A 23,589-nucleotide genomic window follows, 5' to 3' on the forward strand; every position below is an offset into this window, starting at 1 on the left:
ATTGCAAGTTTCATGCCAATTCTGAATATTTCGTACTATCATATGAAACCCCTTCCGGATTGGCGATTGTTTGCAGCTCAAGGGATCCTTTCATTTCCGCTAAAACAAAAAAGTGCCGATTACTCGGCACCTTCATGAGTGTTACTCACCAGAATTCTGTTATTCATTTCAATATTATACTTGGCCAGTTTATATTGCAGTGTCTGACGGGGCACCTCTAATAGCTTTGCGGCTTTTTTTATATTTCCGTTTGTTTCTAGAAGAGCTTTTTCGATTAAAGCTTTTTCCTGCTTTTCCATACTCGCCTTTAATGGCTGGACTTTTACTGAAAAATCCTGTTTATTCTTTTGAAGCTGCTGTTTCATTATAACTGGCAAATCCTCAGCTTTAAGAAAGTCTTCTTCACAGACATTTATCATGTACTCGATTGTATGCTTTAATTCCCTGACGTTTCCGGGCCAATGGTATTGTCTGAAAAAGGCCAGCACATCCTCTCCGATTCCTGAGAGATTTTTTTGCAACATCTGATTAAACCGTCTAATAAAATGATGGGCAAGAAATTCAATATCTTCCTTTCTCTCCCTTAGAGGAAGGAGCCCGAATGTGAGAACGTTTAAGCGGTAAAATAAGTCCTTTCTCATTTGGTTCTTCTCAAGTGCTTCCACTGGATGGATATTCATGGCTGCAATCACCCGTACATTGACCCGTGAGCTCTTCGGGCTTCCTACTCTTCGGACAATGCCATCCTCAAGCACTCTCAGCAGTTTAGCCTGCAGCTCAATCGGCATGGCATGTATTTCATCGAGAAAAAGTGTCCCGCCATCGGCTAATTCAAATAGCCCCGGCCGATCTACCGCTCCTGTATAGCTTCCTTTAGCAGTCCCAAAAAGAATGCTTTCAAGCAAGGACTCCGGTATTGCCGCACAGTTCTGGGCAATAAATGGGCCTTCAGTTCTTGAGGAAGCATGATGAAGCCCCTGAACAAAGAGCTCCTTTCCGCACCCGCTTTCCCCAAACACAAGAATGGAAGAATCAGACTTTGCCAGTTTGGCTGCTTCCTTTTTAATATTTTTCATTTCCTTATTTATTGTAAGAAGGCTATCCAATGTATACTGTACATTATTGGCAGCAGCCGCTTTTTTTGGGGGCTGTTTTATTTTTTTGCGCAAATCAAGAAGGCTTTCAGAAAGAAGCTTCAATCTGGAATAGTCCTTGGCAATCTCGACAGCTCCCGCTACCTTCCCATTAACAGTTATAGGGAGAGTGGTATTGATGGTTTCTATTTGTGCACCATGGAGGTTTACATAGGACTGAGTCTGATTATATATCGGTGTTTCTGTTTTCATAACCTTTAATAAAGTGCTTGTCTCTTTATCCAATGAAGGAAAGACTTTCAGAACAGATTTTCCGATTACCTCAGAAACCTCCAGACCATCATGTCTTGCAGCTATTTCATTATAAAATATGGTAATTCCATTCAAATCCACTACATGAATCCCTTCATCAATGCCTTTTAATATGGCGGCCAGAACTTCTTTAGAAATACTTTGAGTTTCAATCATTAAATCCCCCCTGCTTATGTATATGACAGGGTGCCGAAAACCTGTCAGGATTGTGCCGAAAATCCGGCATTTCTTTTTGAGGATCCGTTAATCCGAATGGGCCAAATTCTTTACCCAGACATTCATATTTTCAAGTTTATCGAAAATATAGCAGTTGTTAAGAAGACGGCCCCGATAGGAATAGCCAAGCTGATGCAGAACGGCATTCATACCGAATGACAGCGCTCTGGCGATGGAGTAGGCACAGAATACACCCTGCGATTTTAGATCTTTTTCCAATTTTTCGAGGAGTATTTTCATTAAACCATGTTTACGGTGTGATGGGAGTGTCGCACAATCTGTCAGTTCTGCGTTTTTATAAAAAAGATTGACCTCCGCTGATGCAGCACTGACAAGTTCACCTTTATACTGAAATGCGTAATAAATGGTGCCCTCCCGGATTGTCTTTTTTATATATGAGGGATCATGGAGAGGTGTTGGATAAATCTTAAATACTTCACGGTATAGTTCAGCCATTTTTTCAGCATCCTGCTCCGTTATTTTTATAAGCTGATATTCAGAGGGAGGCATAATGACATCGGGGTTTCTTTCAAGGGCGGTTACATTTTTAACGATGCTGTCTTCAGAGATCCAGTGTCCATTATTTCTTCTTTCATCTGAAAAATACTTGCAGAAAAAGTATTGATCAGAACCGTGGAAATACCCGTCAATAACAGCCTCGCACTGAAATCCCATCGAAAGAAGATCTATATAATTCTCAACTCTTCCCCTGAAAATTAATTTCTCACACTGGTGTTCTTTTGCTGTTTTCTCTGCTTCATGGACGGCACCTGCCAATTCACCTGCATAATCGTCAACCCTTAATCGTTTATTGAATGGATCCAGGTAGAGTTCGGCCACAAAGTCTTCTTTTTTTATTGTTTTTATTGAAGCAGTATTATTCATTGCTATGACCCCCTTCTATTAATAAAACTGCCCGGCCAAAGGGCCAGGCATTATGAAAACTTAAAGAATAACGGCCAAAACAGCAACTTTATCAGCTAAGTATTCTTCCTTTTCATCTTAGTCAATTTTAAAGCTGATCAGCTTCATCTCTGTCATTTCTTCAACAGCATATTTGATTCCTTCACGTCCCATTCCGCTCATTTTCACTCCGCCATATGGCATGTGGTCTACACGGAAGGTTGGGAAATCGTTCACCATAACCCCACCCACATGAAGCTCTTTTGCGGCTTTGAAGGCTTTGTTCACATCATTGGTGAAAACACCGGCCTGAAGGCCAAATTCTGAATCATTCACAAGTGCCAGCGCCTCTTCAAAGCTGCTGAATGAATTAATATGAACCACTGGTGCAAATGCTTCCTCACATGAAATTTTTTCAGATTTGTCAACATTCAGCAGAACGGTCGGATACAGGGTATTATCTGTCGCATTCCCGCCAAGAGCAAGCTCCGCTCCGCTTTCTATGGCACTCTTGATCCAGGTCTCTGCGCGTTCAGTGTCACTCCTTGAGATCATCGCTGAAATATCCGTATCCTCATTAAGCGGATCGCCGATTTTCAGCTTTTTGGCTTCCTCTACAAAACGCTCGGCAAATGTCTGATACAGAGACTCATGTACATAGATGCGCTGCACGGAAATACATACCTGACCCTGGAAGGCAAAAGCCCCGGCTGTAATACGCGGGACAATTTTCTCCACGTCTGCATTTTCATCCACAACAACTGCCGAATTGGAACCCAATTCAAGCGTTACTCTCTTCAAGCCTGCATGTTCGCGGATCTGCCTGCCTACTGCAGGGCTGCCTGTAAAAGTAATCATCGATATACGTCCGTCGGCAACAAGTACATCCCCGACCGTTCCGCCGCTTCCGGTTACTACATTCAGCACTCCAGCAGGAAGTCCTGCTCTGTCAAAAATATCAGCAATTTTGTATGCCGACATTGGCGTTTGAGAAGCAGGCTTTAAAACAACCGTGTTGCCGGCAGCAATAGCCGGTCCCACTTTATGCGCAACCAGATTCATAGGAAAATTAAATGGCGTGATGGCTCCGATAATCCCGAGAGGCTCCCGTACTGTATAGGAGACCCTGCCTTCGCCTCCCGGAGCCGCATCCATCGGGATTGTTTCTCCATAAAGTCTGCGAGCTTCCTGGGCAGCGAATTTATATGTCATGATGGTGCGGTCAACTTCTCCTCTGGCAGCCTTTATCGGCTTTGAAGCTTCGAGCGCAATAATTTTTGCGCACTCCTCTTTTTCCTCCTTCAAGATGGCGACCACATTTTCCAGTATTTCCGCCCGTTTATGGGCAGGCATATCAGCCATTATTTTTCTGGATTGTTCTGCAGCATCAATTGCTGACTTCACATCGGAAGGAGCTGCCATGGCAACTTCTGCAATAACATCCCCGCTATAGGGGCTCTTTAATGCTTTGTAATTTTCTGTTTCCTTGAACTTTCCGCTGATCCATAAATGTTGTTTCAATGGAATTCCTCCTTATGTGCAGCATTCACCTATTACTTCTTCCAGTACAGAAAATCCTTCATTAAGCTGTTCATTGGTTGTCACAAGCGGGCTGAGCAAACGAATAATATTGCCATATAAGCCGGCGCTCATTATGATGAGGCCGCGCCTGTGTGCCTTTGACAAGATCTCCTGAACGATTTCTTTATTGGGTTCCTTTGTTTCCTGATCTTTAACAAATTCAATGGCACACATTGCTCCTAAAGAACGTACTTCACCCACTTGCTTATATTTTATAGGAAAATCAGAAAATTTTTCAGTGAAAAGACTTCCGATTTCATTTGCTCTTTCTAATAATCCTTCTTCCTCAATTGTCCGAATCACTTCTAATGCAGCGGCACAGCCTAGCGGACTGCCTCCGTAAGTGCCGCCGATTTCACCAATATTCGGTGAATCCATTATGTCTGACCTTCCAGTTACAGCACTGATCGGCAATCCGGCACCGATCGATTTAGACATGGTCATAAGATCCGGTACAACATCATAATGCTCCATGGCAAACATTTTGCCTGTCCTGCCAAATCCAGTCTGTACCTCATCAGCAATAAAAAGGATTCCATGTTTTTCACAAAGTGCTTTAACACCTTTTACAAAATGGGAAGACGGCATAACAAAACCTCCTTCACCCTGAACAGGCTCCATAATGACAGCGGCGACTTCTTCAGGCGGCACCTCGCTCAGAAAAAACGTTTCGAATCTTTTAAGCAGGGCATAATCATGGTCTTTATCCTTCAGGCCCTCGCTGCGGTAATAATAAGGATAAGGCCATTTATACGTTTCCGGCGCAAATGGCCCGAATTCATATTTATATGGTTTTACCTTGCTCGTTAAACTCATGGACATATAGGTCCGGCCATGAAATCCCCGCTCAAATGATATAATTCCTTTTCTGCCTGTATATTTCCTTGCTATTTTAACCGCATTTTCTACTGCCTCTGCTCCGGTGCTTAAAAAGAAGGTTTTTTTGCTGTGATTGCCGGGTGTAATGCTGTTGAGTTTCTCTGCCAGCTTGATATAAGGCTCATACATCATGACATGAAAGCATGGGTGAAGATATTGGTCAATTTGGGCATGGAGCGCTTCAACAACCCTTGGCGGACAGTGTCCAACATTCAGTGTCCCGATTGCCCCCGCAAAATCAAGAAAAGTATTCCCATCTATATCTGTCAGAAGTGCTCCATCCCCTTTAGCAGCAAATGTCTGCATCGTGTTAAAGGGCCCCTTTGGGACATTCTTCTCTTTTTTAGCCAATAACTCCTTCGCTTTTGGTCCCGGCAGCTCTGTTCTTATATTAATTAATCCCATCCTTAATTCCCCTCTCCCTGATTAGTGCCGCACCATTCCAGTATGGCCAGAGCAATAATTTCAGCCGCATCAAAAACTTCCTCTAAGGAAATAAATTCGTTAACATCATGGGCGGCTTCCGTTACACCTGGGCCGAATACCACAACAGGTGTATTTCCAATTTTAGATATTATGCCTCCATCCGTGCCCCATGGTGATGCCTCAACTGCCGGCTGTTTACCCTTTACAGTTTCAAAGGATTCCGATAATACAGCCATTAAAGGATGATCCTGCTCCAGATCTCCAGGCAGCCAGCGCCCGCCAAACCATTCAACTTGAGGAGGATTCTTTTTAAGCCACGGATCATTTTGTGCTGCTTCCTTCAGGCAATCCTCCAGCTCTTTTTCGGCCGATTTCATCTCTTCATCCGGCGCTACCCCCATCCTTCCCTCTATGACAGCAATATCCGGTACGGAAGATGGCCACTCTCCGCTGTATATTTTTCCGATATTAATAGGAATCGGAATAGGGATTTTTGAATAGAGAGGGTCTTCAATGTTAAGGTTCCTTAACTTCTCAAGCTCCTGAAGCTTTGTCATCACATACATAGCTTTTTCGATGGCATTGACGCCCTCATATCGGGTTCCGCCATGAGCTGAACGTCCTTTGACTGTTATCCGAAACCACATCGAGCCCTGCTGTTTTGGAAATAGTTTCATATTTGTCGGTTCGGGAATGATTGCCCCATCCGCTGAATACCCCCTGAGGACTGCTGCCAATGTACCCGCCCCGCCGCTTTCTTCTTCTATGACACTTTGAAAAATCACATCGCCTTTAACCTTGATTCCAAGCGCAATAATGGCTTCCATAGCAAGCAGGAGCGAAACGGTGCCGCCTTTCATATCGGTCGAACCCCTGCCAAATAGCTTTCCATCTTCAATTCTGCCGCTAAATGGATCATGTTCCCAATCATTTCGGTCTCCCTCCGGAACGACATCAATATGGCCATTGAGGATGATGGACCTTCCTCCGCCTGTTCCTTTCAAAACAGCCACTACATTGGGATTTCCGGAAAAATCCTTTCGATCTGAACAAAAAGCAGGGTGCTTAATCAATTGTTCCTTGCCGATTTCCCAAATATCAAGGGTTAGTCCAAGTTTGCGGCATTTTTCTATGATGACGGCCTGTGCACTGCTTTCATTTCCGCGGATGCTGCCTTCCTGGACCAGCTGCTGAAGAAGTCTTGTTCCTCTTTGCTTATTCTCTTCCATCCATTGTTTAATCTTTGCATGAGTATTCATATTCTCACTCCTTTTTTAAGGCCAAGGCAAATAAATCTATCAATTAATCACTCTCACATTCTCAGCAATAGTAAAACTGCAGCCGGTTTTTGCCCTTACTTCATTTATAGAGTGTGGCGCAAACAAGTCAGTCAGTGTGAGTCCATGAGCTGATATTTGAAAGACAGCCATCTCTGTAATAATCATGTTTACACAGCGTGCTGACGTAAGAGGCAGGGTGCACTCGTTCACAATTTTGGGGTTCCCGTACTTGTCTGTCTGGTTCATAAGGACAATGACTTTTTTTGCTTTTTGGGCAAGCTCCATTGCACCGCCCATACCAGGAACTTTTTTTCCCGGCACAATCCAATTGGCCAGATCCCCTTTTCCGCTTACCTCCAGGGAGCCAAGAATCGTCATATCAACTCTTCCTCTGCGTATCATCCCGAAAGCAATAGTGCTGTCGCAATACGAAGCACCTTTTACAACGGAAACTGGAAAACCTCCTGCATTACAGAGATTTTCATCTTCCTCCCCTTTCTCCGGACTAGGCCCCATGCCTGTAATGCCATTTTCCGCATGAAACATTACATTTGTCCCGGCAGGCAAATGATTGGGCACAAGCGATGGGATTCCAATGCCGAGATTAACAATCATCCCGTTCTTTATTTCCTCTGCAGCACGTTTGGCAATACGATTTCTAATTTCTACTCCCATGCCCATTCCCAATTCACTCCTTTCGAAGGAACGATATAATCGACGAAAACGCCCGGTGTTATAATTTCATCTGGATCCAGGCTGCCAAGCGGGACAATTTCCTCCACTTCCGCAATCGTCATATCACCAGCCATGGCGACAAGAGGGTTTGTGTTTCTGGCACTTTTGTCATAAATCAAGTTCCCGTAAGGATCAGCTTTCTTAGCGAAAATAATCGATATATCAGCAGTCAGGGCAGTCTCGACAAGATACTTTTTTCCGCCAATGCTGCATGTCTGCTTATTGCCGGTCACAATGGCGTTATCAAGGCCAATATCGGAAAGTATGGCAGGTATGCCGACTCCGCCAGCACGTATTCTTTCTGCCAATATCCCCTGGGGTGAAAATTCCACTTCCATTTTTCCATCTGTCATGAGTTGGCCGGCAACGGGATTTGAGCCAATATGAGAAGCAATCATTTTTTTTGCCCTTCCCTGGCTTACCACCTTCCCGATTCCAATATGGGGAAATCCTGAATCATTGCCAATAAGCGTTAAATCTTTGAATCCATTATCCAAGATGCCGTCGATAAGGGATGGAGGGGTGCCAATTCCGCCGAAGCCGCCAAACATAATGATCATGCCGTCCCGAAAATGCTTCATTGCATCATCAAGTTCAATAATCTTATTAAATGTGTTCTCCATTGTTATTCAGCCTCTTCCTCACCAGGGATCAAATGATTTTCCGAGAAAATCTGCAAAGTCTTTTCAAACCTCTTTACCAGATCATCGATTTCCCTTTTGGTAATAGTCAGCGGCGGTGCAATCAATACGGCATCCCCGTCTGTACCATTTATGCCCGCACCTGCAGGGTAAATAAGCAGGCCATGTTCCTGTGCTTCCTGTATTAACCTCTGAGTCAGACCGAAGCTTTTTGTAAACGGCTCTTTTGTCAGAGGATTCATTACAAATTCAAGTCCGACCATCAGCCCTTTTCCCCTTACATCACCAATAAAGGAAAATTTGGATTGCAGCTTAGTCAATTTATTTCTTAAATACACTCCTTTGCTTTCTGCTTCCGGGATAATATTATTTTTCTCAATATATTCAAGCACTGCGAGGGACACTGCACATGACTGCGGATTGGCACTCAAGGTATGACCGCTCATAATGCTTTTTGAACCTGCCAGTATGGGCTCCATTACTTCATCGCTTACAAGTGCAGCCGCAATCGGAGCATACCCGGCGCCCATTCCTTTTCCAAGTGCGACAATATCAGGCTTTACATTCCAATGCTCACAGGCAAGCATGGTGCCTGTTCTGCCAAAACCAGTCATCACCTCATCAGCAATAAATAATATGTCATTCCGCTCACAAATTTCTTTGATTATCCGGTAGTAATCCTTTGGAGGTGTAATAGCCCCCCCTGCAGCCCCAATGACCGGCTCTGCGATAAACGCAGCAATATTCTCTGATCCTATCCGTTTAATGACGGTTTCAAGTTCATGTGCACACAGATAACCGCATTCAGGCGCTTCCAGATTGTAGGGGCACCTATAGCAATATGGAGGATGAATGACAGGGAAATCCTCAAGCAGCGGTATGAAGCGAGCCCTTCTGCCCGTATGTCCTGACATTGATAAAGCTCCAAGGGTTATGCCATGATAGCTCATCCACCTTGAGAGCACCTTTGTTTTTGTCACAATGCCTTTTTCCTGCCAATACTGAATCGCTATTTTCATAGCTGTTTCAGTGGCCTCAGACCCGCTGTTCACAAAAAAGCTCCAATTCAAATCACCAATCGCAGCCTCCGCTATTTTACGGGCAAGCTTTTCAGCTGCCCCGCTCGTAAATTGCGATCGATATACAAACGAAACTTTTTTTGCCTGTTCATGCATTGCCTCAATGATTTCCTCCACACCATGGCCTATATTGGCCGTTATTGCACCGGATGATGCATCCAGGTATTCCTTTCCGTCCGTATCATATAAATAAACTCCCCTGCCATAATCGATGATCGGGTACTGTGCATCAAGCATCGGCTTAATTAAGTTCGACTGGTTCATCAGCGTACTCCCTCCAACTATAATTGCGAAATTTGCCTGCGGCTAATCAATATCCGCCGATGGCTTCATGAGCTTTCACAGCAAATCTTCAATTCTACAAGCCAAATACTCTCTACCATTTGGCAATATAGTAAATTGTATGAAGTCACTTAAGAAATCTTTCATAAAAGAATTTTGCAGAGTGATCTATTTTTTCGCTGCAAAAAAAAACAGCCGCTGGATAGCGGCTGCTGAAAATTCATTTTCCTAATTCTGTTCAATCCAAATTTCACTTTCAAAACCTTGTGCTTTTATAACTGCTTTCCCTCCAATTGGGATAGTGGCATAGGGCTGTACATGGCCGAAGTTCACATTTGCGATTACAGGGATGTCTCGAAGTTCTTTTTTGGATACAATAATTTTCTTCAGTGCTTCATCTGTCACTTGAGAATTTTTCTGAAATCTTCCAATGAGGATTCCTTTGATGTCACAGGCATCAGGCAGGTGCAGAAGTGATTGAAGATTCCGATCAAAGGTGAGAGCATGTGATTCCTCATCATCTTCAATAAATAAGATTGAATCCTTTAAAGATGGCATGAACTCTGTTCCCTGCAGCAAATTAAGCGTGCATAAATTCCCTCCAATTAATACGCCTTCTGCAATCCCTTCCTGGATTACCGTATACCCATTATTTTTGATGAAATGCCTGTCTTCCTGATCGAGATACCATGGATCATCACTCCATTGTGATGATGCTGTAATCTCATATGGGGCATCGTTTGTTACTGCGTTAATAAAAGATTCCAATGTGTACTCAAACCCATGCTTTACACCGAAGCTTGAAAAATGCGGGCCAGAATAGGTGATCAAACCTGTTTTTTTATAAATGGCACCCTGCAGTGCTGTGATATCACTAAATCCGCAAAATATTTTTGGATTGTTTTTTATTATCCCGAAGTCTATGTAATTTAAAAGCTGGTTGGCGTTATAGCCGCCGATCACCGTCAGGATTCCCTTTACATTAGGATCAGTAAAAGCATCATGGAAATCTTCAATTCTTTCTTCTATAGAAGTACTGAAAAACTCATCATGCTCTTCTGCATTTTTGCCGTATGTCACTGTGAATCCCAGCCGATTCAGCCGCTCTTGGGCAATTCGCAATTGTTCGCCTTTTATGATAGCCATACTTCTGGACGGTGCAATGACCCGGATCTCATCGCCGGGCTTTAATCGCTCTGCAAGCATTGTGTCCTCTCCTTTTTCACTTTCAGACTTAGATTGTTTTACATTTTATCAAATACGGGGTCGTTAGGAAATAACTGTTTTTTATATAAAAAAAGGCCTGCTTTTCAGCACGGCCTTCTGTTCTTATACTAATGCAGGTTCTTTTCTTGGTGCATTACTTGTCTTTTCGATAATATCCCTTGCAATCCAGACACCGCAGGCACCCGCCTGTGCAAGTCCTCTGGTAATGCCTGCACCATCCCCGCCGACATAAAGTCCGCTGATTTCCGTTTCGAAACGGTCATTCAATCTTGGACGTGCAGAGTAGAATTTCGCCTCCACTCCATAGAATAGGGTGTGTTCTGATGCAAGTCCGGGAGATACATGGTTTAAAGCCTCTGTCATTTCAATCAGGCTTTTCATTGTATTATATGGCAGCACAAGGCCTAAGTCTCCTGGGACCGCTTCCTTTAAGGTTGGCTCAAGGAAGCCTTCTTTAATCCTTTTCTCAGTAGACCTTCTCCCTTTTAATATATCTCCATACTTTTGGACAATGATTCCCCCGTTTGAAAGGCTGTTGGCAAGCCTTGAAATTTCATGCGCATATTCATTTGGCTTATCAAACGGTTCCGAGAATGTATGGGATACCAGCAGCGCAAAGTTCGTATTCGGGCTTCCCAGCTTAGGGTCTTTGTAAGCATGGCCATTCGCAAGCATGATTCCTGAGTGGTTTTCCACTACAACATGGCCGGAAGGATTGCTGCAGAATGTCCGCACTCTTGTACCGACGGATGTATTAAATGTGAACTTTCCTTCGTAAAGATGTTTATTGATCTCTTCCATGACAATATCCGAAGTTTCAACCCGCACGCCAATATCTACCTGATTATTGATCATCTTCAAGCGGCGTGACTTCAGGAGGTTTGCCAGCCAAACTGATCCATCTCTCCCTGGTGCTGCAACTACCTTATCAGCATAAACTTCATTTCCGGACTTAAGCTTAACTCCCATTATGCGATTGCCATCAGGGGTTTTCTCTGTTATGAGATCTTCAACCTCTGTCTTATAGGACATATCAATTTTTTCTCGTAAATATTCATAAATGCTCTTTAGGATTTCAAGATTCTGCTCGGTGCCCAAATGTCTGACCTGCGCACGAAGCAGTTTAAGTCCTGCTGCATATCCGCGGCGCTCGATGTCCCTCACTTCCTCTGTCATTGGGTCTGTAATACTTTCAGTCGCGCCATGCTTCAAATTAATTTCGTCTACATATTTTATCAATTCAACAACCTGGGAGTCAGGGAGATAATCGGTCATCCAGCCGCCAAACTCACTCGTTATATTGAATTTCCCATCTGAATAAGCCCCTGCTCCGCCAAATCCATTCGTGATAGAACAAGCAGGCAAGCAGCCGGCAAATTCCTTTCTTCCTGCTGCCGGCGGGCATTTCGAGATCTTTTTCTGTAAAATCGGACAATTTCTTTTATAAATATCATGGCCTTTATCAATTAATAAAATTTTTGCTTCAGGCATTTTAAGAGTTAATTCATAACAAGTAAATATTCCAGCCGGTCCAGCACCGACAACAATAACATCATAATTCGCATTCATCGTCCTATTCCCCCAGACGCATTATTCGTTAATTTCTTCTGCCAAAGGTAACTATATCAAATACAGAAAAAAAGGTCAATATTTTTACGAACTATTAAATGATATTATTAAAAAACGTTCGTCTTTAAGCTACTTTATGTAAAATTCCGTTAATAAGTTCCCGCCCAATAAACAAAAGACTGCTCATTACGAGCAGCCTTCATAAAATCCATTTATATTACCAATTTCCGCAGCAGCATGCTCCGATGATAATCAATAGAATGAACAATACGACGATCAATGCAAAACCGCCATATCCTCCACAATGGGCACCAGCAACAGGATAGCCATATCCTGGATAACATTGGTCGTAGCCAGCACCGGCAACTGCACCTTTATACATAAATAATCACTCCTCAACAAGATTTCTTGGGCATTTTCAATATTAATGTATGTAGGGTAAACTTGACCCGCATGTGCATATGCCCATTTTTATAAAAAAACGCTCTAACTCCATTTTAAAACCTTCCCCCTTTGCCATTAATAGGGTACGATAAACGTAAGAGATTCAGATAAGAAGCGGAGGATTCAAACCAATGAAGAGAAGGAAGATTGGCATATATTTTTTTATCATCACTTTTATATATGGTTTGTATCATTTGTTTGATAGCCTATCTAAAGTTGAAGGGGCAAATCCAACTAACGTGTATCAAAAGCTATCGTCAAAAGAAAATATCAATTACCTGATTATCGGGGACAGCATTGGCAGAGGGTCAGGTGCGACCTCTAAATCATCGGCATGGTTTACAAGGCTTGAGAAGCATCTGCATAGTGAATTTGGGATTAAAGCCAAAAGGCATTCAATCGTCCAAAGTGGTGCCACTGCCTTTGAAGGTTTATATAAGCTTCAGCAATCCGAACATTTAGGGAAAATTGATTTAACTTTTATTGTATTTGGGGAGAATGACCGCAAATATATGGATGAGAAGCAATTTTCATATTTCTACGAAGGGCTTATCCGGAAAACAAAACAGCTTTACCCTGATACCGAGATCATAACTATTACAGAAAACCCGCTTGATAATGAAGCGTTCGTTCAGGCGATTTCTTTTATTTCCAGCCATTATGGCGCAAAAAATGTGGATATGAAAAAGCCTTTTGAACTATCGGGATTACCTGCAGAGGAACTGACAAAGGATTTAGTCCATCCAAATGATGATGGCTATGAAATATATGCAGATACCTTGATAAAGAAAATAAGGGAGCTTACCGGCAGGCATGCAGAAATTGCAGAGCTTTCTGCCCCCATTCATGAAAATGCGGACATCGAAATATCATCCATCCCTCATGTGACAGACATATCTGGATCATTTATTCACAAAGACGGCATTTGGGAGAGCCGCAAGGCGGGTGACAGTCTTGAATATCAATTTAGCGGCCCTTTCCTTGGGGTCGATATGATTCGAAGCGAAAAAGGCGGGAAGATGGATGTGTTTATAGATGATGTGTATATTACATCCTTATCCGGCTGGTGGCCGCTGACTAAAGAAAGATATCAATATATTGTCAGCGGTCTCGAAGACGGACAGCATTTAGTTAAATTTATTGTGGCCAATGAAAAATCAGTGAATAACAGTACTGACGATGCCGTTATTCAAATTTCCTCCATCCTCACCAGGGCAGACCAATAAAGATATGGACAGAAGCTGGTCTGTGAACAAATACTGTAAAAAATGACTCAAAAAAAGCCGCTTAATTTTCAGCGGCTTTTTCTATTATTTTGCAGTAACTGTCATTACTGCAGATGTTCCTCTCGTTACGGCTCCCGCTGCACTTTTCTCGATAGAAGCGACCTGGTCGCCATTAGTGATTATCATTGGCGTTACTGTGCTCTTTGCCTTTGCTTTAACCAGCTCTAAATCAAACGTGACAAGCTTATCACCTTCACTGACCCTTGAACCCTCGGAAATATGGGTCTCAAATCCTTCCCCTTTCATGGAGACCGTTTCGAGGCCAATATGGATTAAAATCTCGGCACCATTCTCAGCACGAATACCGATTGCATGCTTGGTAGGGAACACTTGAACTATTTCTCCATTTACCGGGGAAACAACCACCCCTTCTGAAGGTTCAATTGCAATACCGTCTCCCATCATTTTTTCTGCAAATACAGGATCAGGCACCTCTTCCAGATTAACCGCTGTACCCGTCAAAGCAGCCTTAACTTCAATTGTTTTGACTGTTTCCTTTTTGCCAAATAATTTCTTGAACATAAAAACACCATCCGATTCTTAGTTTTCATTATTAAATAGATGCAGATATTCTTTGTAGCCTTCTTCCTCGAGTTTTTCCTTAGGGATAAACCTGAGTGCAGCAGAATTAATGCAATAACGGAGGCCCGCAGGTCCAGGCCCATCATCAAAAACATGACCAAGATGGGAATCGGCTGATTTGCTTCTTACTTCTGTTCTGACCATAAAGTGGCTGCGGTCTTCTTTTTCAACAACTTCTTCATCCTGTATGGGTTTTGTAAAGCTGGGCCAGCCGCACCCTGCGTCATATTTATCTTTTGAGCTGAAGAGAGGCTTTCCGGAAACAATATCCACATAAATCCCATCTTTAAATTCATTCCAATACTCATTGCGGAAAGGCGGCTCTGTGCCATTATTCTGAGTTACTTCATATTGCATGGGATCAAGTTTCTGCTTTAAATCTTCTCTATCTTTTGCCATTATTCTTCACCCCAATGTTTATTAATAAATGCTTTTCTTCCAGAGCCGGTTTGATAGGCATTGTATCTTTCCGGATTTTTTTTGTAATAGTGCTGATGATATTCTTCTGCAGGATAAAAGTCTGAAGCAGGCAGAATCCTGGTAACAATCGGTTTTGTAAATGGACCAGTTTCTTCAAGCTTTTGTTTTGATTTTTCTGCTAACTGCTTTTGTTTTTCATTGTGATAAAAAATCGCTGTCTGATAGGATTGGCCTCGATCATAGAACTGGCCGCCTGCATCTGTAGGGTCAATCTGCTGCCAATATAATTCAAGCAGCTTTTCATATGGGTAGATTTCAGGATCAAATGTGATCTGAACCGCTTCATAATGGCCAGTTGTTTCCGAACAGACTTGCTGGTAAGTCGGGTTTTCTACACTCCCTCCGGTATATCCGGATAGTACTTCTTTTATTCCAGGCTGTTCATCAAAAGGCTTTACCATGCACCAAAAGCAGCCTCCTGCGAAGCTTGCCTTTTCGTATTGTTTCTCTGTCATTCTGCTCCACCTCTTTCCGGCACTTTTCTATCTTTTACTTTTTCCCTTAAAATGATGATTTAAAGCTATATACATAAGATTAATGAAAAGATTCATTTTATGCAAAAGAAACCTCTTCACTGAAGAGGTTTCTGAATCTTTATATTCTTTTGTTCTTTGCACCGGCACTTATTTTTTTCCAGCGCTTGCGTTCTTCAGATTGGGCCCGCTTATCCTGCTTTCTATCCAGATAAGCGAGTTCCTTGAGAAGCTTCTTATAGCTGTTCAGACGCGCCCTTGATATGCTGCCTTCTTCTATTAGCATATGCACAGCGCACCCTGGCTCATTTTCATGTGTACAGTCCCTGAATCTGCAGTTTTCAGCGGCTTGTTCAATATCTGTGAAGCTTTCTGAAAGACCGCTTTCACTTTCCCACAGCTGAAGCTCCCGCATTCCTGGAGTATCAATCAATATGGCGCCTTCAGGAAGAAGGATGAGTTCCCTGTGAGTAGTTGTATGCTTTCCTTTGTCATCACTTATTCGAATATCCTGGACCTTTTGCTTTTCCGCGCCAAGAAGGTAATTGGTCAGTGTGGACTTTCCAACACCTGAAGAGCCGAGCAGTGCGATTGTTTTTCCAGGCTCCAAAAACGGCTTTAGCAGGTCTATTCCCTTCTCTTCCATCACGCTGATTGAGATAACAGGAACACCCATGGCGACGGTATCCACCTCAGCAAGCTTTTCCTCCAGATTCTCACAAAGGTCAGCCTTGGTAAGAACAATCACTGGAGCAGCACCGCTTTCCCATGTTAAAAGCAAATAACGTTCCAATCTTCTTAAGTTTAGATCCTCATTAAGTGAATTAACCAGGAATATGGTATCTACATTAGCAGCTACAATTTGTTCTTCCGTATTCACCCCTGCTGCCTTCCTTGAAAATTTGCTTTTTCTTGGAAGGACAGCATGAATAGTCCCCCGCTGTTCATCCGCTCTTTCTTTGATGACAACCCAGTCACCTACAGCAGGAAAATCCTCCCTTGATGATGCATCGAAAGAAAATTTTCCTGATACTTCACAGAGCATTTCACCCTTATCTGTCCATACACGATACATTCTTTTATGCTCTAAAGCCACCCGGCCCATTTGATATTTTTTTTCTTCATACGCTGAAAAAGCATCTTTAAAAAAGGGATCGAATCCAAGTTTATTAATTGACAATGTTTGTTCCTCCATGCTTATCGAATATTTTTTTACATACAAAAAACCATAGGCAATCAGCCCATGGTTTGATCATGCATGTTCAATAAGCAGAAAAAACAATCTAGTCCGCTCGATTAAACGAATTCCATTTGGGCTGTGCCTGAATTATTTACAATGGACGTATTTGCGTAAAGTTCACTTGTCATAGCACATCACCCGCTTTCGTTTATTTGTTTATATTATATGGAATTTTGATCCAGATGTAAAGTCCTTTTATTTCTTGTGGCATTCACCCATGAAGAAGCATATGGTATTAAAGCAGATTTTAGGAGGGGGAATTATGCCTACTGAGAGAAATCAGCAGTGGTACTTACAAAAAGCGGCAAAATATGATCTTTTGGCTCAGTATTTTAAATACATTGATGCAGCACAGCATATTGCATATTATCATAAACATTTATATTGCCTCAATCAGGCTTTTCGAATGATGCGTACAAATAATAATACTGTGCCTGCTGAAGAAGTTCATCAGGAACAGCAGGCAAGAGTACGGATGTTCCATGGTTCCCCTGATGCCGGTCCAATTGATATTTATATAAATGGCACGCAAATTTTAAAGGACTTTTCATATAAAGAAGCAAGCGGTTATGCTGCACTGCCTGCCGGCAAGCATCAGATAGACATATATCCGGCTGGCAGCATGGTTTCCACTCTTTTAAGCAGAAAAATCACTGCCGCTGCAGATAACGTGTATACAATTGCGGCTGCAGGAAATGCAGCAAACTTAAAGCTTGTCCTATTAGAAGATCAGCCTGAAGTGCCTGCCGGCGAAACAAAAGTCAGATTTATCCACCTGTCACCCGATGCTCCTGCAGTTGATATTGCCGTAAAAAACAGGGATGTTGTTTTCCCCAATATCGCTTTCAGGCAGGCAAGCAAATACATGGCATTAACTCCAATGACTGTCGACCTGGAAGCCAGGGTAGCGGGAACCCCAAATTCAGTGCTGTCCATCCCCCGAATGCAATTTAAAGCAAACCAGGCCTACACTTTAGCGGCTGTAGGTTCCGTGGCCAAAGAGCCTGAGCTCGAAGCAATTATCATTGCAGATTAAATGCTTTCCCGATTATCAAGCATCAAAAAAGGGAACCCTCCAAAGCTGCGGAAGGATTCCCTTTTCTCATTTAACCGGAACAAGAAGGGTAAAACGAATATCATCCTGTTTCAGATTAAATTCATCCACTTTTACTTTCACATCACTTTTCAGCTTCATTTGCTGCAGTGACACATAGATTCTTTCTTTCTGCGGCTGAATGGTAACACCTTCCGGAAGCTTGTAGCGGTCTTTTACCAGCTTCAGAACATGTGAAACTGGAAGATTCAGCTGCCCAACAGATATAGACTTTTGCTGAAGGACAACATCCCCATTCTTCAAGGCTTCTGGTTCAAATGACAGTTTCATTTGCAGATCCTGGCTGAAGAAAGGGATTGTGCCATATAAATCAACTTCTTCGTTTAGGAGGACCTTATAATCTATTGCTCCTGTCAGCCCTTCTTTTTCAAGGTAGTGGTTAATGACTCTATTCAAATCTTCTTTATTGGCTTTTATGTTAAAAGGAACGTAATTATCACTATTCTCTGTGATCGCTGTGTATTCTTCGTCATCTGCCGGTATACTGATAAAAATAAACAGCACAGCTAAAACGAGTGCATTAATCGCCAGCAGTGCAAAAAACAGCTTTTTCCATTTTCTATCTTTCAATCAACTTCTCTCCATTTCCTTCAGCTTTCCTTTTATACGGAATATCTTTCAGCACTTCCTCTGTGAGTATTTGATGGACCCGTCCAGCTATTAATTCATAGCCTTTATCATTTGGATGAAAATAGTCTGTATATAAAAGATTATCATCGGTATTTTCAAATATATCATCTATTTCAACAAAATAAGTCCCTGGATAATTTCTCAATATATCCCTGCTTGTGTCATTCCAATCTCCAAGAATAGCATTAATTTCCGTTATTTCTGAAAACCATTTTAAAAAGGGATTATATAAGCCTATTAAAACAATTTTACTATTTGGGTTTACCTCTTTTATCGTATCTAAAACCTCAGTCAGATTTTGTTCATAGGTTTCTTTTTCCTTGGCAAAAGCCCTCAGCTTTAGGTTTGAAAAGTTTTCACGGACTACTTTCATAACGTCATTGCCGCCAATGGTTATGATCACCGCGTCTGCATTCTTCACAACACCTTTTACCTCATCTGTCCCCAGCTTTTTCAATAATTGATCGGAACGATTTCCTTTTACACCGAAATTATAAAAAACAGCGTCTTGAACACTTTTGTCTTTTTCCAGTGACATCTCAAGATATGGCACGTACCCTCCACGTTCAGTACTGTCTCCTACCCCCTGGGTTAAAGAATCACCCACAGCAGCAACAGTAAGGTTTCGAGGGAAAAAATCCAATGGAATTTCTTCTTTAACTGTCAGGCGGGATTCTTTTTCAGAATGAATTATATCGCTGTGGTTAACTGAACTGCAGGAGGCGAGAAGCAGCATGACCCAAAAGATGAGGGTGAATTTTTTTATCATACTATCACCTGCCCATTTTTCTCATTCATATTATAACATGCAACTTAAGTTTAAAAATAATTAGCATTGTTCCTGCAGCAGCAAGGACTAAACAGAAAAGAAAAATAGACCTTATCCAAGGTCTATTGCAATGCTTTAATATCATTCATAATTTCATCTAATGGAATTTCATTAAGACCAGTATAATATTTCATTACTTTACCATTCTGGTCAACAAGGTAAAAATCTGTTCCATGGATTACCTGATCACCTGTTTGCGGCTTTTTCACAATGGTTTTGAAGTATTCCATAGCATATTTCTCAATTTCTTCCTGGTCATATCCGGTCAGAAAATGCCAATTGCTGAAATCTGCATTATATGTAGATGCAAATTCCTTTAAAACTTCAGGTGTATCCACTTTTGGGTCTACACTGAATGAAACAAATTCAATATTTTCTATGCCTTCCTCCTCAGCCAAATCCTGAAGCTTCTTCATATTAGCTGTCATGGGCATACATACATCTTCGCAATTGGTAAAAATAAAGTCGGCTACCCAAACCTTGCCTTCAAGATCCTTTAAGCCAAATTCTTTATTATCCTGGTTTGTATACGTAAAATCAGCCAGTTCCCAATTTAACGCGTCCTTTATGCCACTCTGTCCGCATGCTGCAAGAACTGCAAGCATAAAAGCAGCAGCCATTACAGCAAAAACTTTTTCCCTCATACATTCACCTGCTTTGATTAGTTACGATGCTAATTTTAGCAAATATTCATGAAAGAAGAAAGAAGTACTTATGACAAACTTGTGAATAGGAATCTTATTATCTCGAATTAATGGATGATAAAAACTATTAAGTCGGTTTAGTTTTATGGTTAGTCATAATTTCATAAAATGTTCTGATAAAATTTGAATAATTAAATTGCACAGCAATCCGATGTATCCGGTATTTCATCTTATCTTCCGGAGGGACATTTCTAAAGTCTCCAATGCTCTGGCCAAACGCCTCCCCTTTGTCAGTAATTATCTTTACCGGTACATCCAGATATTGTATGTCAGCCCCGTCAAGCATTGCCCACAATGTAAATAAATCGTGCATGGGGCTTCCGCTTATGCCTGGATAGGTTTCCTTATAAAAATTGAAATAATAATCAACCATAGGCTTAAGAATTAAGCCGACTTTATTCTGCACTTTCTGATAATAGGCATCAAGAGAGTCGATAAGTGCAGGAGTAATGATTGCAGACATCGTTACATCCAGAGGAAAGACATGAATTTTCTTTGGTGCATTGGCAAACACAACATTAGCCGCATACGGGTCCCCGTAAAAATTTGCTTCAGCCACTGGAGTCACATTGCCTGGAACATTGAATGCCCCGCCCATAATATAAAAGTCACTGACTTTACTCATTAGTGCCGGATAAAGGATAAAGGCCGTTGCCAATGAAGAAAGTCTGCCTACATTAACGATTGTTATATCATTTTCATACTTCTCGATCAGTTCCTTAAAATCATCGAAGTTTTCAAACAAATTATTGGAATTCTCCAGGTTTGGAATAATCGGACCCAGCCCTTCTATGCCGTGAACATCCGGGTAAAACACCGGAACCTCTCCGGTTAAAGGCAATACGGCTCCGCTGACTACAGGAGTATTTTGTCCGGTTAATTCACGAAGGTAAGCAGCGTTTCGGACGGCATCCTCTCTGGAAACATTTCCATAATCAGCAACAATTCCAACGATATTGATTTCCACTGAGAAAAAAGCAAATATAACTGCAACAAAATCGTCAATTCCAAAGTCACTAAAAAACAAGACATTTTTCCTCTTCAACCCTACACCCCCATAATTCATTTTATTCCGGGGATAATCAAGAATGGCAAATATTTTCAAATAGGATAAAAGTCTTTGAATCTGACTATTCCTTACCATGATTAGAGCAAAACAGACCCCGCAAAAAAACGCATAGCGTGGTGAGCTATGCGTACTTTTTATTTATCTTCCAGATGATACATGAACCCAATTGCACCTGGTCCTGTATGTGTACTGATAATTGGAGTTGTTTCTTCGATTTCAACCTCTGCACCAGCATCCAGCTCTTCTATCATTGTTTTCAGCTTAGAAGCTAACTCAATGCCTTCTGCATGAACAAGACCTACACCTTTAATTGTTTTCCCTTTAATATCTTCTGCAAATTGCTTGGCCAAATATTTTGCAACCTGGGTATGGCTTCTTACTTTGGCGACAGGTGTATAGACACCGCCTTCAAGCGAGGCAATTGGTTTTATATTCAGCAGGGACCCGATCATGGCCTTGCCTTTGCCAATTCTTCCGCCTTTTACAAGGTTTTCCAGCGTGTCCACTACTACAAATAACTTAGTATTGGTGCGAATGGTTTCCAGCCGGCTGACAATTTCCTGAATGTTTTTCCCTTCTCTGGCCATTTTCGCAGCCTCCAAGACTTGAAAAGCCAGTGCTTTGGATATATATCTGGAATCTACCACTGTAACATTTGCATGTGACATAGCTGCTGCACTTTCTGCTGATTGAACAGTACCGCTCATTCCGCCAGTCATATGAATAGAAAGAATTTCATAGCCCTGGTCACCAAACCTTTCATACACCTCGGCGAATACTCCCGCAGGAGGCTGTGAGCTTTTAGGCAGCTCGTCCGCTTCTTTCATTTTCCTCATGAATTCAGATGGAGTAATATCAACCCTGTCCAAATATGTATTACCGTCGATGTGAATAGATAGCGGGACTACTTCAATATCGAATTTTTCAAGCAATTCGCTGGATAGGTCAGCTGTAGAATCTGTAACAATTTTAATTTTAGCCATTATGCTTTCACTTCCCCTGCATTTACAATTAGTTCATATTATACATTCAAGTAAAATACAAATAAAGCAATAAATATATAGCTTGTTTTTCTCTTCCAAGTGGCCAAAAAAATACCGGCTGGCTGCCGGCATCAATGTTGTTAAGCGTTATTTTTTAATTCTGGAGTTTTAAAAATCTCTTCATAGACTGGCCACTTTAAAACTCGCTTTAGATATTCTCTAAAAGAATGGTTCTTAAGTGGATTGGCATTAGTGGCCGCAATAAAAGTTTTTAAACGGACTTGGATCATAAAATAATAAGGGCTATCTTTTGCCAATACAGGAATTTCAATAATTTTTACCTTCTGTCCAACAGCATTTTTGAACTCTAGGCTTTTAAATAGCAAAATATCAATCCTCTTTTTCACCCGTTTGTTAATATTATACCCCAAATAACGCTCGAAATGTGTCTGATTATGCTATCACATTAATTTTTTTATGAAGATGCTTCTCCTGTATTCTCTGCCTTTTTCAGCTTTTTTTTGTAGACAATTTTTGATAAGTTGATGCTTATTTCATAGAGCAGAAGCAATGGAATAGTGACAAGAATATCGGACATGAAGTCAGGAGGTGATATAACAACCGAAATCACGACAAGGACAAAATAAGCATATTTCCTGATTTTAGTAAGCACATAAGGATTTATGATTCCCAGCGAAGTCAGGAACATGATGACTACCGGGAGTTCAAACAAAACTCCAAAAGGCAAAGTCATATTTAGGACAAAGCGGAAATATTTATCCACAGTGAAATTGGCCTCAAACAATTCTCCACCCAAATCAACAAGAAAACTTAATACGGTGGGGAAAATGACAAAATAGCCAAAGCAAAGGCCAATAATGAACAAAATAAAAAGCGCCGGCACATAAGAAAGAGAAATCTTCCGCTCAGCTGCTGTAAGGGCAGGCTTGACAAACAGCCAAATCTGCAAAGCCAGAACGGGAATTGTCCCTGCAACGGCAATGACCGTAGCAAGCATAAAGTAAACCCAGATAATATCACTTGGGCCCAGGACAATCAATTTGACGTCCAGGTCTCTTACCAGCCATTTATAAATATCCTCCACAAACACAAAGCCTGCAATAAAGAACAGGATAAATGCTGATGCTGTTATAATGAGTCTTTTTCTTAATTCATCTAGATGTTCGACTAAATTTAACTCTTTTTCTTCCATACGATTCTCCTGCTAATTTTATATCTGGCCCAGCCTGTTGTATCTTAACCCAAAACAAAAAGGTGCAAGAAGTATATCCTTACACCTTATTTAACCGTTTTTTTCTTAGTATCCTGTTCGAGCTCATCCATCACGTCACTGGTCAGGTCTCGGGTAGATTTTTTAAATTCTCTTAGTGTTTCACCAAAAGCACGGCCAATTTCCGGCAGCTTTTTTGGACCGAATATGATTAACGCCAAAACAAGGATTAAAATTAATCCTGGTACACCGATATTTGAAAGCATATTCACATCTCCTTTAAAGTACTTCCCTTTTGAA

Annotated in this window: 25 protein-coding genes; 2 read left to right on the forward strand and 23 right to left on the reverse strand. The window is 41.6% G+C overall.

Annotated elements, in window-relative coordinates; genetic code table 11:
* Positions 1-119 precede the first annotated feature (119 nt).
* The 11 genes from ACTHRG_RS16760 to ACTHRG_RS16810 all read right to left on the reverse strand — a co-directional run bounded on the left by ACTHRG_RS16760 (position 120) and on the right by ACTHRG_RS16810 (position 12,606).
* Positions 120-1,562 carry a sigma-54 interaction domain-containing protein gene (locus tag ACTHRG_RS16760; protein WP_076261009.1) on the reverse strand — a complete coding sequence of 481 codons (1,443 nt, stop codon included), beginning with the start codon at positions 1,560-1,562 and terminating at the stop codon, positions 120-122.
* 87 nt (positions 1,563-1,649) lie between these two features.
* A complete protein-coding gene (gene ablB, locus ACTHRG_RS16765; protein ID WP_076261007.1) occupies positions 1,650-2,507 on the reverse strand; it encodes a putative beta-lysine N-acetyltransferase in 858 nt (285 codons plus the stop codon).
* A gap of 117 nt (positions 2,508-2,624) precedes the next feature.
* Positions 2,625-4,046, reverse strand: a complete 1,422-nt coding sequence (locus tag ACTHRG_RS16770; protein WP_076261004.1) for an aldehyde dehydrogenase family protein — start codon at positions 4,044-4,046, stop codon at positions 2,625-2,627.
* Positions 4,047-4,058: 12 nt separating this feature from the next.
* Entirely contained in the window at positions 4,059-5,390 is a 1,332-nt protein-coding gene (gene gabT / locus ACTHRG_RS16775) for a 4-aminobutyrate--2-oxoglutarate transaminase (RefSeq protein WP_076261002.1), read from the reverse strand.
* A gap of 2 nt (positions 5,391-5,392) precedes the next feature.
* Positions 5,393-6,670 carry a peptidase gene (locus ACTHRG_RS16780; protein WP_076260999.1) on the reverse strand — a complete coding sequence of 426 codons (1,278 nt, stop codon included), beginning with the start codon at positions 6,668-6,670 and terminating at the stop codon, positions 5,393-5,395.
* A 39-nt stretch (positions 6,671-6,709) separates the two neighbouring features.
* Positions 6,710-7,372, reverse strand: coding sequence for a 3-oxoacid CoA-transferase subunit B (locus tag ACTHRG_RS16785; protein WP_076260996.1), 663 nt, complete (start codon positions 7,370-7,372; stop codon positions 6,710-6,712).
* Positions 7,357-8,049 carry a CoA transferase subunit A gene (locus ACTHRG_RS16790; protein ID WP_076260993.1) on the reverse strand — a complete coding sequence of 231 codons (693 nt, stop codon included), beginning with the start codon at positions 8,047-8,049 and terminating at the stop codon, positions 7,357-7,359. The genes ACTHRG_RS16785 and ACTHRG_RS16790 overlap by 16 nt, the downstream gene beginning before the upstream one ends.
* A 2-nt stretch (positions 8,050-8,051) precedes the next feature.
* The gene (locus tag ACTHRG_RS16795) at positions 8,052-9,410 is read right to left on the reverse strand and encodes an aspartate aminotransferase family protein (protein ID WP_076260990.1); all 1,359 of its coding nucleotides are present in this window, start codon (positions 9,408-9,410) and stop codon (positions 8,052-8,054) included.
* Between the two features lie 246 nt (positions 9,411-9,656).
* Complete coding sequence (locus ACTHRG_RS16800; protein WP_076260987.1) at positions 9,657-10,634, reverse strand: S66 family peptidase; 978 nt, start codon at positions 10,632-10,634, stop codon at positions 9,657-9,659.
* 123 nt (positions 10,635-10,757) lie between these two features.
* Entirely contained in the window at positions 10,758-12,224 is a 1,467-nt protein-coding gene (locus ACTHRG_RS16805; RefSeq protein ID WP_076260984.1) for an NAD(P)/FAD-dependent oxidoreductase, read from the reverse strand.
* Between the two features lie 217 nt (positions 12,225-12,441).
* Positions 12,442-12,606, reverse strand: a complete 165-nt coding sequence (locus ACTHRG_RS16810; RefSeq protein WP_076260981.1) for a YjcZ family sporulation protein — start codon at positions 12,604-12,606, stop codon at positions 12,442-12,444.
* Between the two features lie 193 nt (positions 12,607-12,799).
* Between ACTHRG_RS16810 and ACTHRG_RS16815 the strand changes: the two genes are divergently transcribed.
* Positions 12,800-13,894: an SGNH/GDSL hydrolase family protein gene (locus ACTHRG_RS16815; RefSeq protein WP_076260978.1), complete on the forward strand. Its 1,095-nt coding sequence runs from the start codon at positions 12,800-12,802 to the stop codon at positions 13,892-13,894.
* Positions 13,895-13,978: 84 nt separating this feature from the next.
* On the opposite strand, the gene ACTHRG_RS16820 is transcribed toward ACTHRG_RS16815, so the two are convergent.
* From ACTHRG_RS16820 to rsgA, 4 genes are all read right to left on the reverse strand, one after another.
* Positions 13,979-14,476 carry a PTS sugar transporter subunit IIA gene (locus ACTHRG_RS16820; RefSeq protein ID WP_076260976.1) on the reverse strand — a complete coding sequence of 166 codons (498 nt, stop codon included), beginning with the start codon at positions 14,474-14,476 and terminating at the stop codon, positions 13,979-13,981.
* 18 nt (positions 14,477-14,494) lie between these two features.
* Entirely contained in the window at positions 14,495-14,935 is a 441-nt protein-coding gene (gene msrB / locus ACTHRG_RS16825; RefSeq protein WP_076260973.1) for a peptide-methionine (R)-S-oxide reductase MsrB, read from the reverse strand.
* Complete coding sequence (gene msrA, locus ACTHRG_RS16830; RefSeq protein ID WP_076260970.1) at positions 14,935-15,471, reverse strand: peptide-methionine (S)-S-oxide reductase MsrA; 537 nt, start codon at positions 15,469-15,471, stop codon at positions 14,935-14,937. Before msrA ends, msrB begins: the two co-directional genes overlap by 1 nt.
* A 139-nt stretch (positions 15,472-15,610) precedes the next feature.
* Entirely contained in the window at positions 15,611-16,669 is a 1,059-nt protein-coding gene (rsgA, locus tag ACTHRG_RS16835; RefSeq protein ID WP_076260968.1) for a ribosome small subunit-dependent GTPase A, read from the reverse strand.
* A 322-nt stretch (positions 16,670-16,991) separates the two neighbouring features.
* Between rsgA and ACTHRG_RS16840 the strand changes: the two genes are divergently transcribed.
* Complete coding sequence (locus ACTHRG_RS16840; RefSeq protein WP_076260965.1) at positions 16,992-17,765, forward strand: DUF4397 domain-containing protein; 774 nt, start codon at positions 16,992-16,994, stop codon at positions 17,763-17,765.
* 66 nt (positions 17,766-17,831) lie between these two features.
* Here the strand turns inward: ACTHRG_RS16840 and ACTHRG_RS16845 are convergent, their stop codons facing one another.
* The 8 genes from ACTHRG_RS16845 to ACTHRG_RS16880 form a co-directional block, all read right to left on the reverse strand.
* Entirely contained in the window at positions 17,832-18,413 is a 582-nt protein-coding gene (locus tag ACTHRG_RS16845) for a YpmS family protein (RefSeq protein WP_076260962.1), read from the reverse strand.
* Complete coding sequence (locus tag ACTHRG_RS16850) at positions 18,403-19,242, reverse strand: SGNH/GDSL hydrolase family protein (RefSeq protein ID WP_076260959.1); 840 nt, start codon at positions 19,240-19,242, stop codon at positions 18,403-18,405. The genes ACTHRG_RS16845 and ACTHRG_RS16850 overlap by 11 nt, the downstream gene beginning before the upstream one ends.
* 122 nt (positions 19,243-19,364) lie before the next feature.
* Positions 19,365-19,946 carry an SCO family protein gene (locus ACTHRG_RS16855; protein ID WP_076260957.1) on the reverse strand — a complete coding sequence of 194 codons (582 nt, stop codon included), beginning with the start codon at positions 19,944-19,946 and terminating at the stop codon, positions 19,365-19,367.
* 127 nt (positions 19,947-20,073) lie between these two features.
* Positions 20,074-21,072: a nucleoside hydrolase gene (locus tag ACTHRG_RS16860; protein ID WP_440231669.1), complete on the reverse strand. Its 999-nt coding sequence runs from the start codon at positions 21,070-21,072 to the stop codon at positions 20,074-20,076.
* A gap of 137 nt (positions 21,073-21,209) precedes the next feature.
* Entirely contained in the window at positions 21,210-22,058 is an 849-nt protein-coding gene (locus tag ACTHRG_RS16865) for a DegV family protein (protein ID WP_076260951.1), read from the reverse strand.
* Positions 22,059-22,198: 140 nt separating this feature from the next.
* The gene (locus tag ACTHRG_RS16870; RefSeq protein ID WP_076260948.1) at positions 22,199-22,444 is read right to left on the reverse strand and encodes a DUF2535 family protein; all 246 of its coding nucleotides are present in this window, start codon (positions 22,442-22,444) and stop codon (positions 22,199-22,201) included.
* A gap of 89 nt (positions 22,445-22,533) precedes the next feature.
* Positions 22,534-23,271, reverse strand: coding sequence for a twin-arginine translocase subunit TatC (tatC, locus tag ACTHRG_RS16875; RefSeq protein WP_076260946.1), 738 nt, complete (start codon positions 23,269-23,271; stop codon positions 22,534-22,536).
* An 86-nt stretch (positions 23,272-23,357) separates the two neighbouring features.
* The gene (locus ACTHRG_RS16880) at positions 23,358-23,555 is read right to left on the reverse strand and encodes a twin-arginine translocase TatA/TatE family subunit (RefSeq protein WP_035331398.1); all 198 of its coding nucleotides are present in this window, start codon (positions 23,553-23,555) and stop codon (positions 23,358-23,360) included.
* Positions 23,556-23,589: the final 34 nt, after the last annotated feature.

Source organism: Cytobacillus sp. SAFR-174, assembly GCF_051964675.1.
Taxonomy (GTDB): domain Bacteria; phylum Bacillota; class Bacilli; order Bacillales; family Cytobacillaceae; genus Cytobacillus.

What these genes read in the sequence shown, in the direction of transcription:
- ACTHRG_RS16780 (WP_076260999.1), bottom strand. Translation starts at nt 6,670, where the DNA reads ATGAATACTCATGCAAAGATTAAACAATGGATGGAAGAGAATAAGCAA.
- ablB (WP_076261007.1), bottom strand. Translation starts at nt 2,507, where the DNA reads ATGAATAATACTGCTTCAATAAAAACAATAAAAAAAGAAGACTTTGTG.
- ACTHRG_RS16880 (WP_035331398.1), bottom strand. Translation starts at nt 23,555, where the DNA reads ATGCTTTCAAATATCGGTGTACCAGGATTAATTTTAATCCTTGTTTTG.
- ACTHRG_RS16815 (WP_076260978.1), top strand. Translation starts at nt 12,800, where the DNA reads ATGAAGAGAAGGAAGATTGGCATATATTTTTTTATCATCACTTTTATA.
- ACTHRG_RS16800 (WP_076260987.1), bottom strand. Translation starts at nt 10,634, where the DNA reads ATGCTTGCAGAGCGATTAAAGCCCGGCGATGAGATCCGGGTCATTGCA.
- ACTHRG_RS16790 (WP_076260993.1), bottom strand. Translation starts at nt 8,049, where the DNA reads ATGGAGAACACATTTAATAAGATTATTGAACTTGATGATGCAATGAAG.
- msrB (WP_076260973.1), bottom strand. Translation starts at nt 14,935, where the DNA reads ATGGCAAAAGATAGAGAAGATTTAAAGCAGAAACTTGATCCCATGCAA.
- ACTHRG_RS16865 (WP_076260951.1), bottom strand. Translation starts at nt 22,058, where the DNA reads ATGGCTAAAATTAAAATTGTTACAGATTCTACAGCTGACCTATCCAGC.
- ACTHRG_RS16820 (WP_076260976.1), bottom strand. Translation starts at nt 14,476, where the DNA reads ATGTTCAAGAAATTATTTGGCAAAAAGGAAACAGTCAAAACAATTGAA.
- ACTHRG_RS16795 (WP_076260990.1), bottom strand. Translation starts at nt 9,410, where the DNA reads ATGAACCAGTCGAACTTAATTAAGCCGATGCTTGATGCACAGTACCCG.
- tatC (WP_076260946.1), bottom strand. Translation starts at nt 23,271, where the DNA reads ATGGAAGAAAAAGAGTTAAATTTAGTCGAACATCTAGATGAATTAAGA.
- ACTHRG_RS16860 (WP_440231669.1), bottom strand. Translation starts at nt 21,072, where the DNA reads ATGAATTATGGGGGTGTAGGGTTGAAGAGGAAAAATGTCTTGTTTTTT.
- msrA (WP_076260970.1), bottom strand. Translation starts at nt 15,471, where the DNA reads ATGACAGAGAAACAATACGAAAAGGCAAGCTTCGCAGGAGGCTGCTTT.
- ACTHRG_RS16785 (WP_076260996.1), bottom strand. Translation starts at nt 7,372, where the DNA reads ATGGGCATGGGAGTAGAAATTAGAAATCGTATTGCCAAACGTGCTGCA.
- gabT (WP_076261002.1), bottom strand. Translation starts at nt 5,390, where the DNA reads ATGGGATTAATTAATATAAGAACAGAGCTGCCGGGACCAAAAGCGAAG.
- ACTHRG_RS16810 (WP_076260981.1), bottom strand. Translation starts at nt 12,606, where the DNA reads ATGTATAAAGGTGCAGTTGCCGGTGCTGGCTACGACCAATGTTATCCA.
- ACTHRG_RS16840 (WP_076260965.1), top strand. Translation starts at nt 16,992, where the DNA reads ATGCCTACTGAGAGAAATCAGCAGTGGTACTTACAAAAAGCGGCAAAA.
- ACTHRG_RS16760 (WP_076261009.1), bottom strand. Translation starts at nt 1,562, where the DNA reads ATGATTGAAACTCAAAGTATTTCTAAAGAAGTTCTGGCCGCCATATTA.
- ACTHRG_RS16855 (WP_076260957.1), bottom strand. Translation starts at nt 19,946, where the DNA reads ATGAGGGAAAAAGTTTTTGCTGTAATGGCTGCTGCTTTTATGCTTGCA.
- ACTHRG_RS16850 (WP_076260959.1), bottom strand. Translation starts at nt 19,242, where the DNA reads ATGATAAAAAAATTCACCCTCATCTTTTGGGTCATGCTGCTTCTCGCC.
- ACTHRG_RS16805 (WP_076260984.1), bottom strand. Translation starts at nt 12,224, where the DNA reads ATGAATGCGAATTATGATGTTATTGTTGTCGGTGCTGGACCGGCTGGA.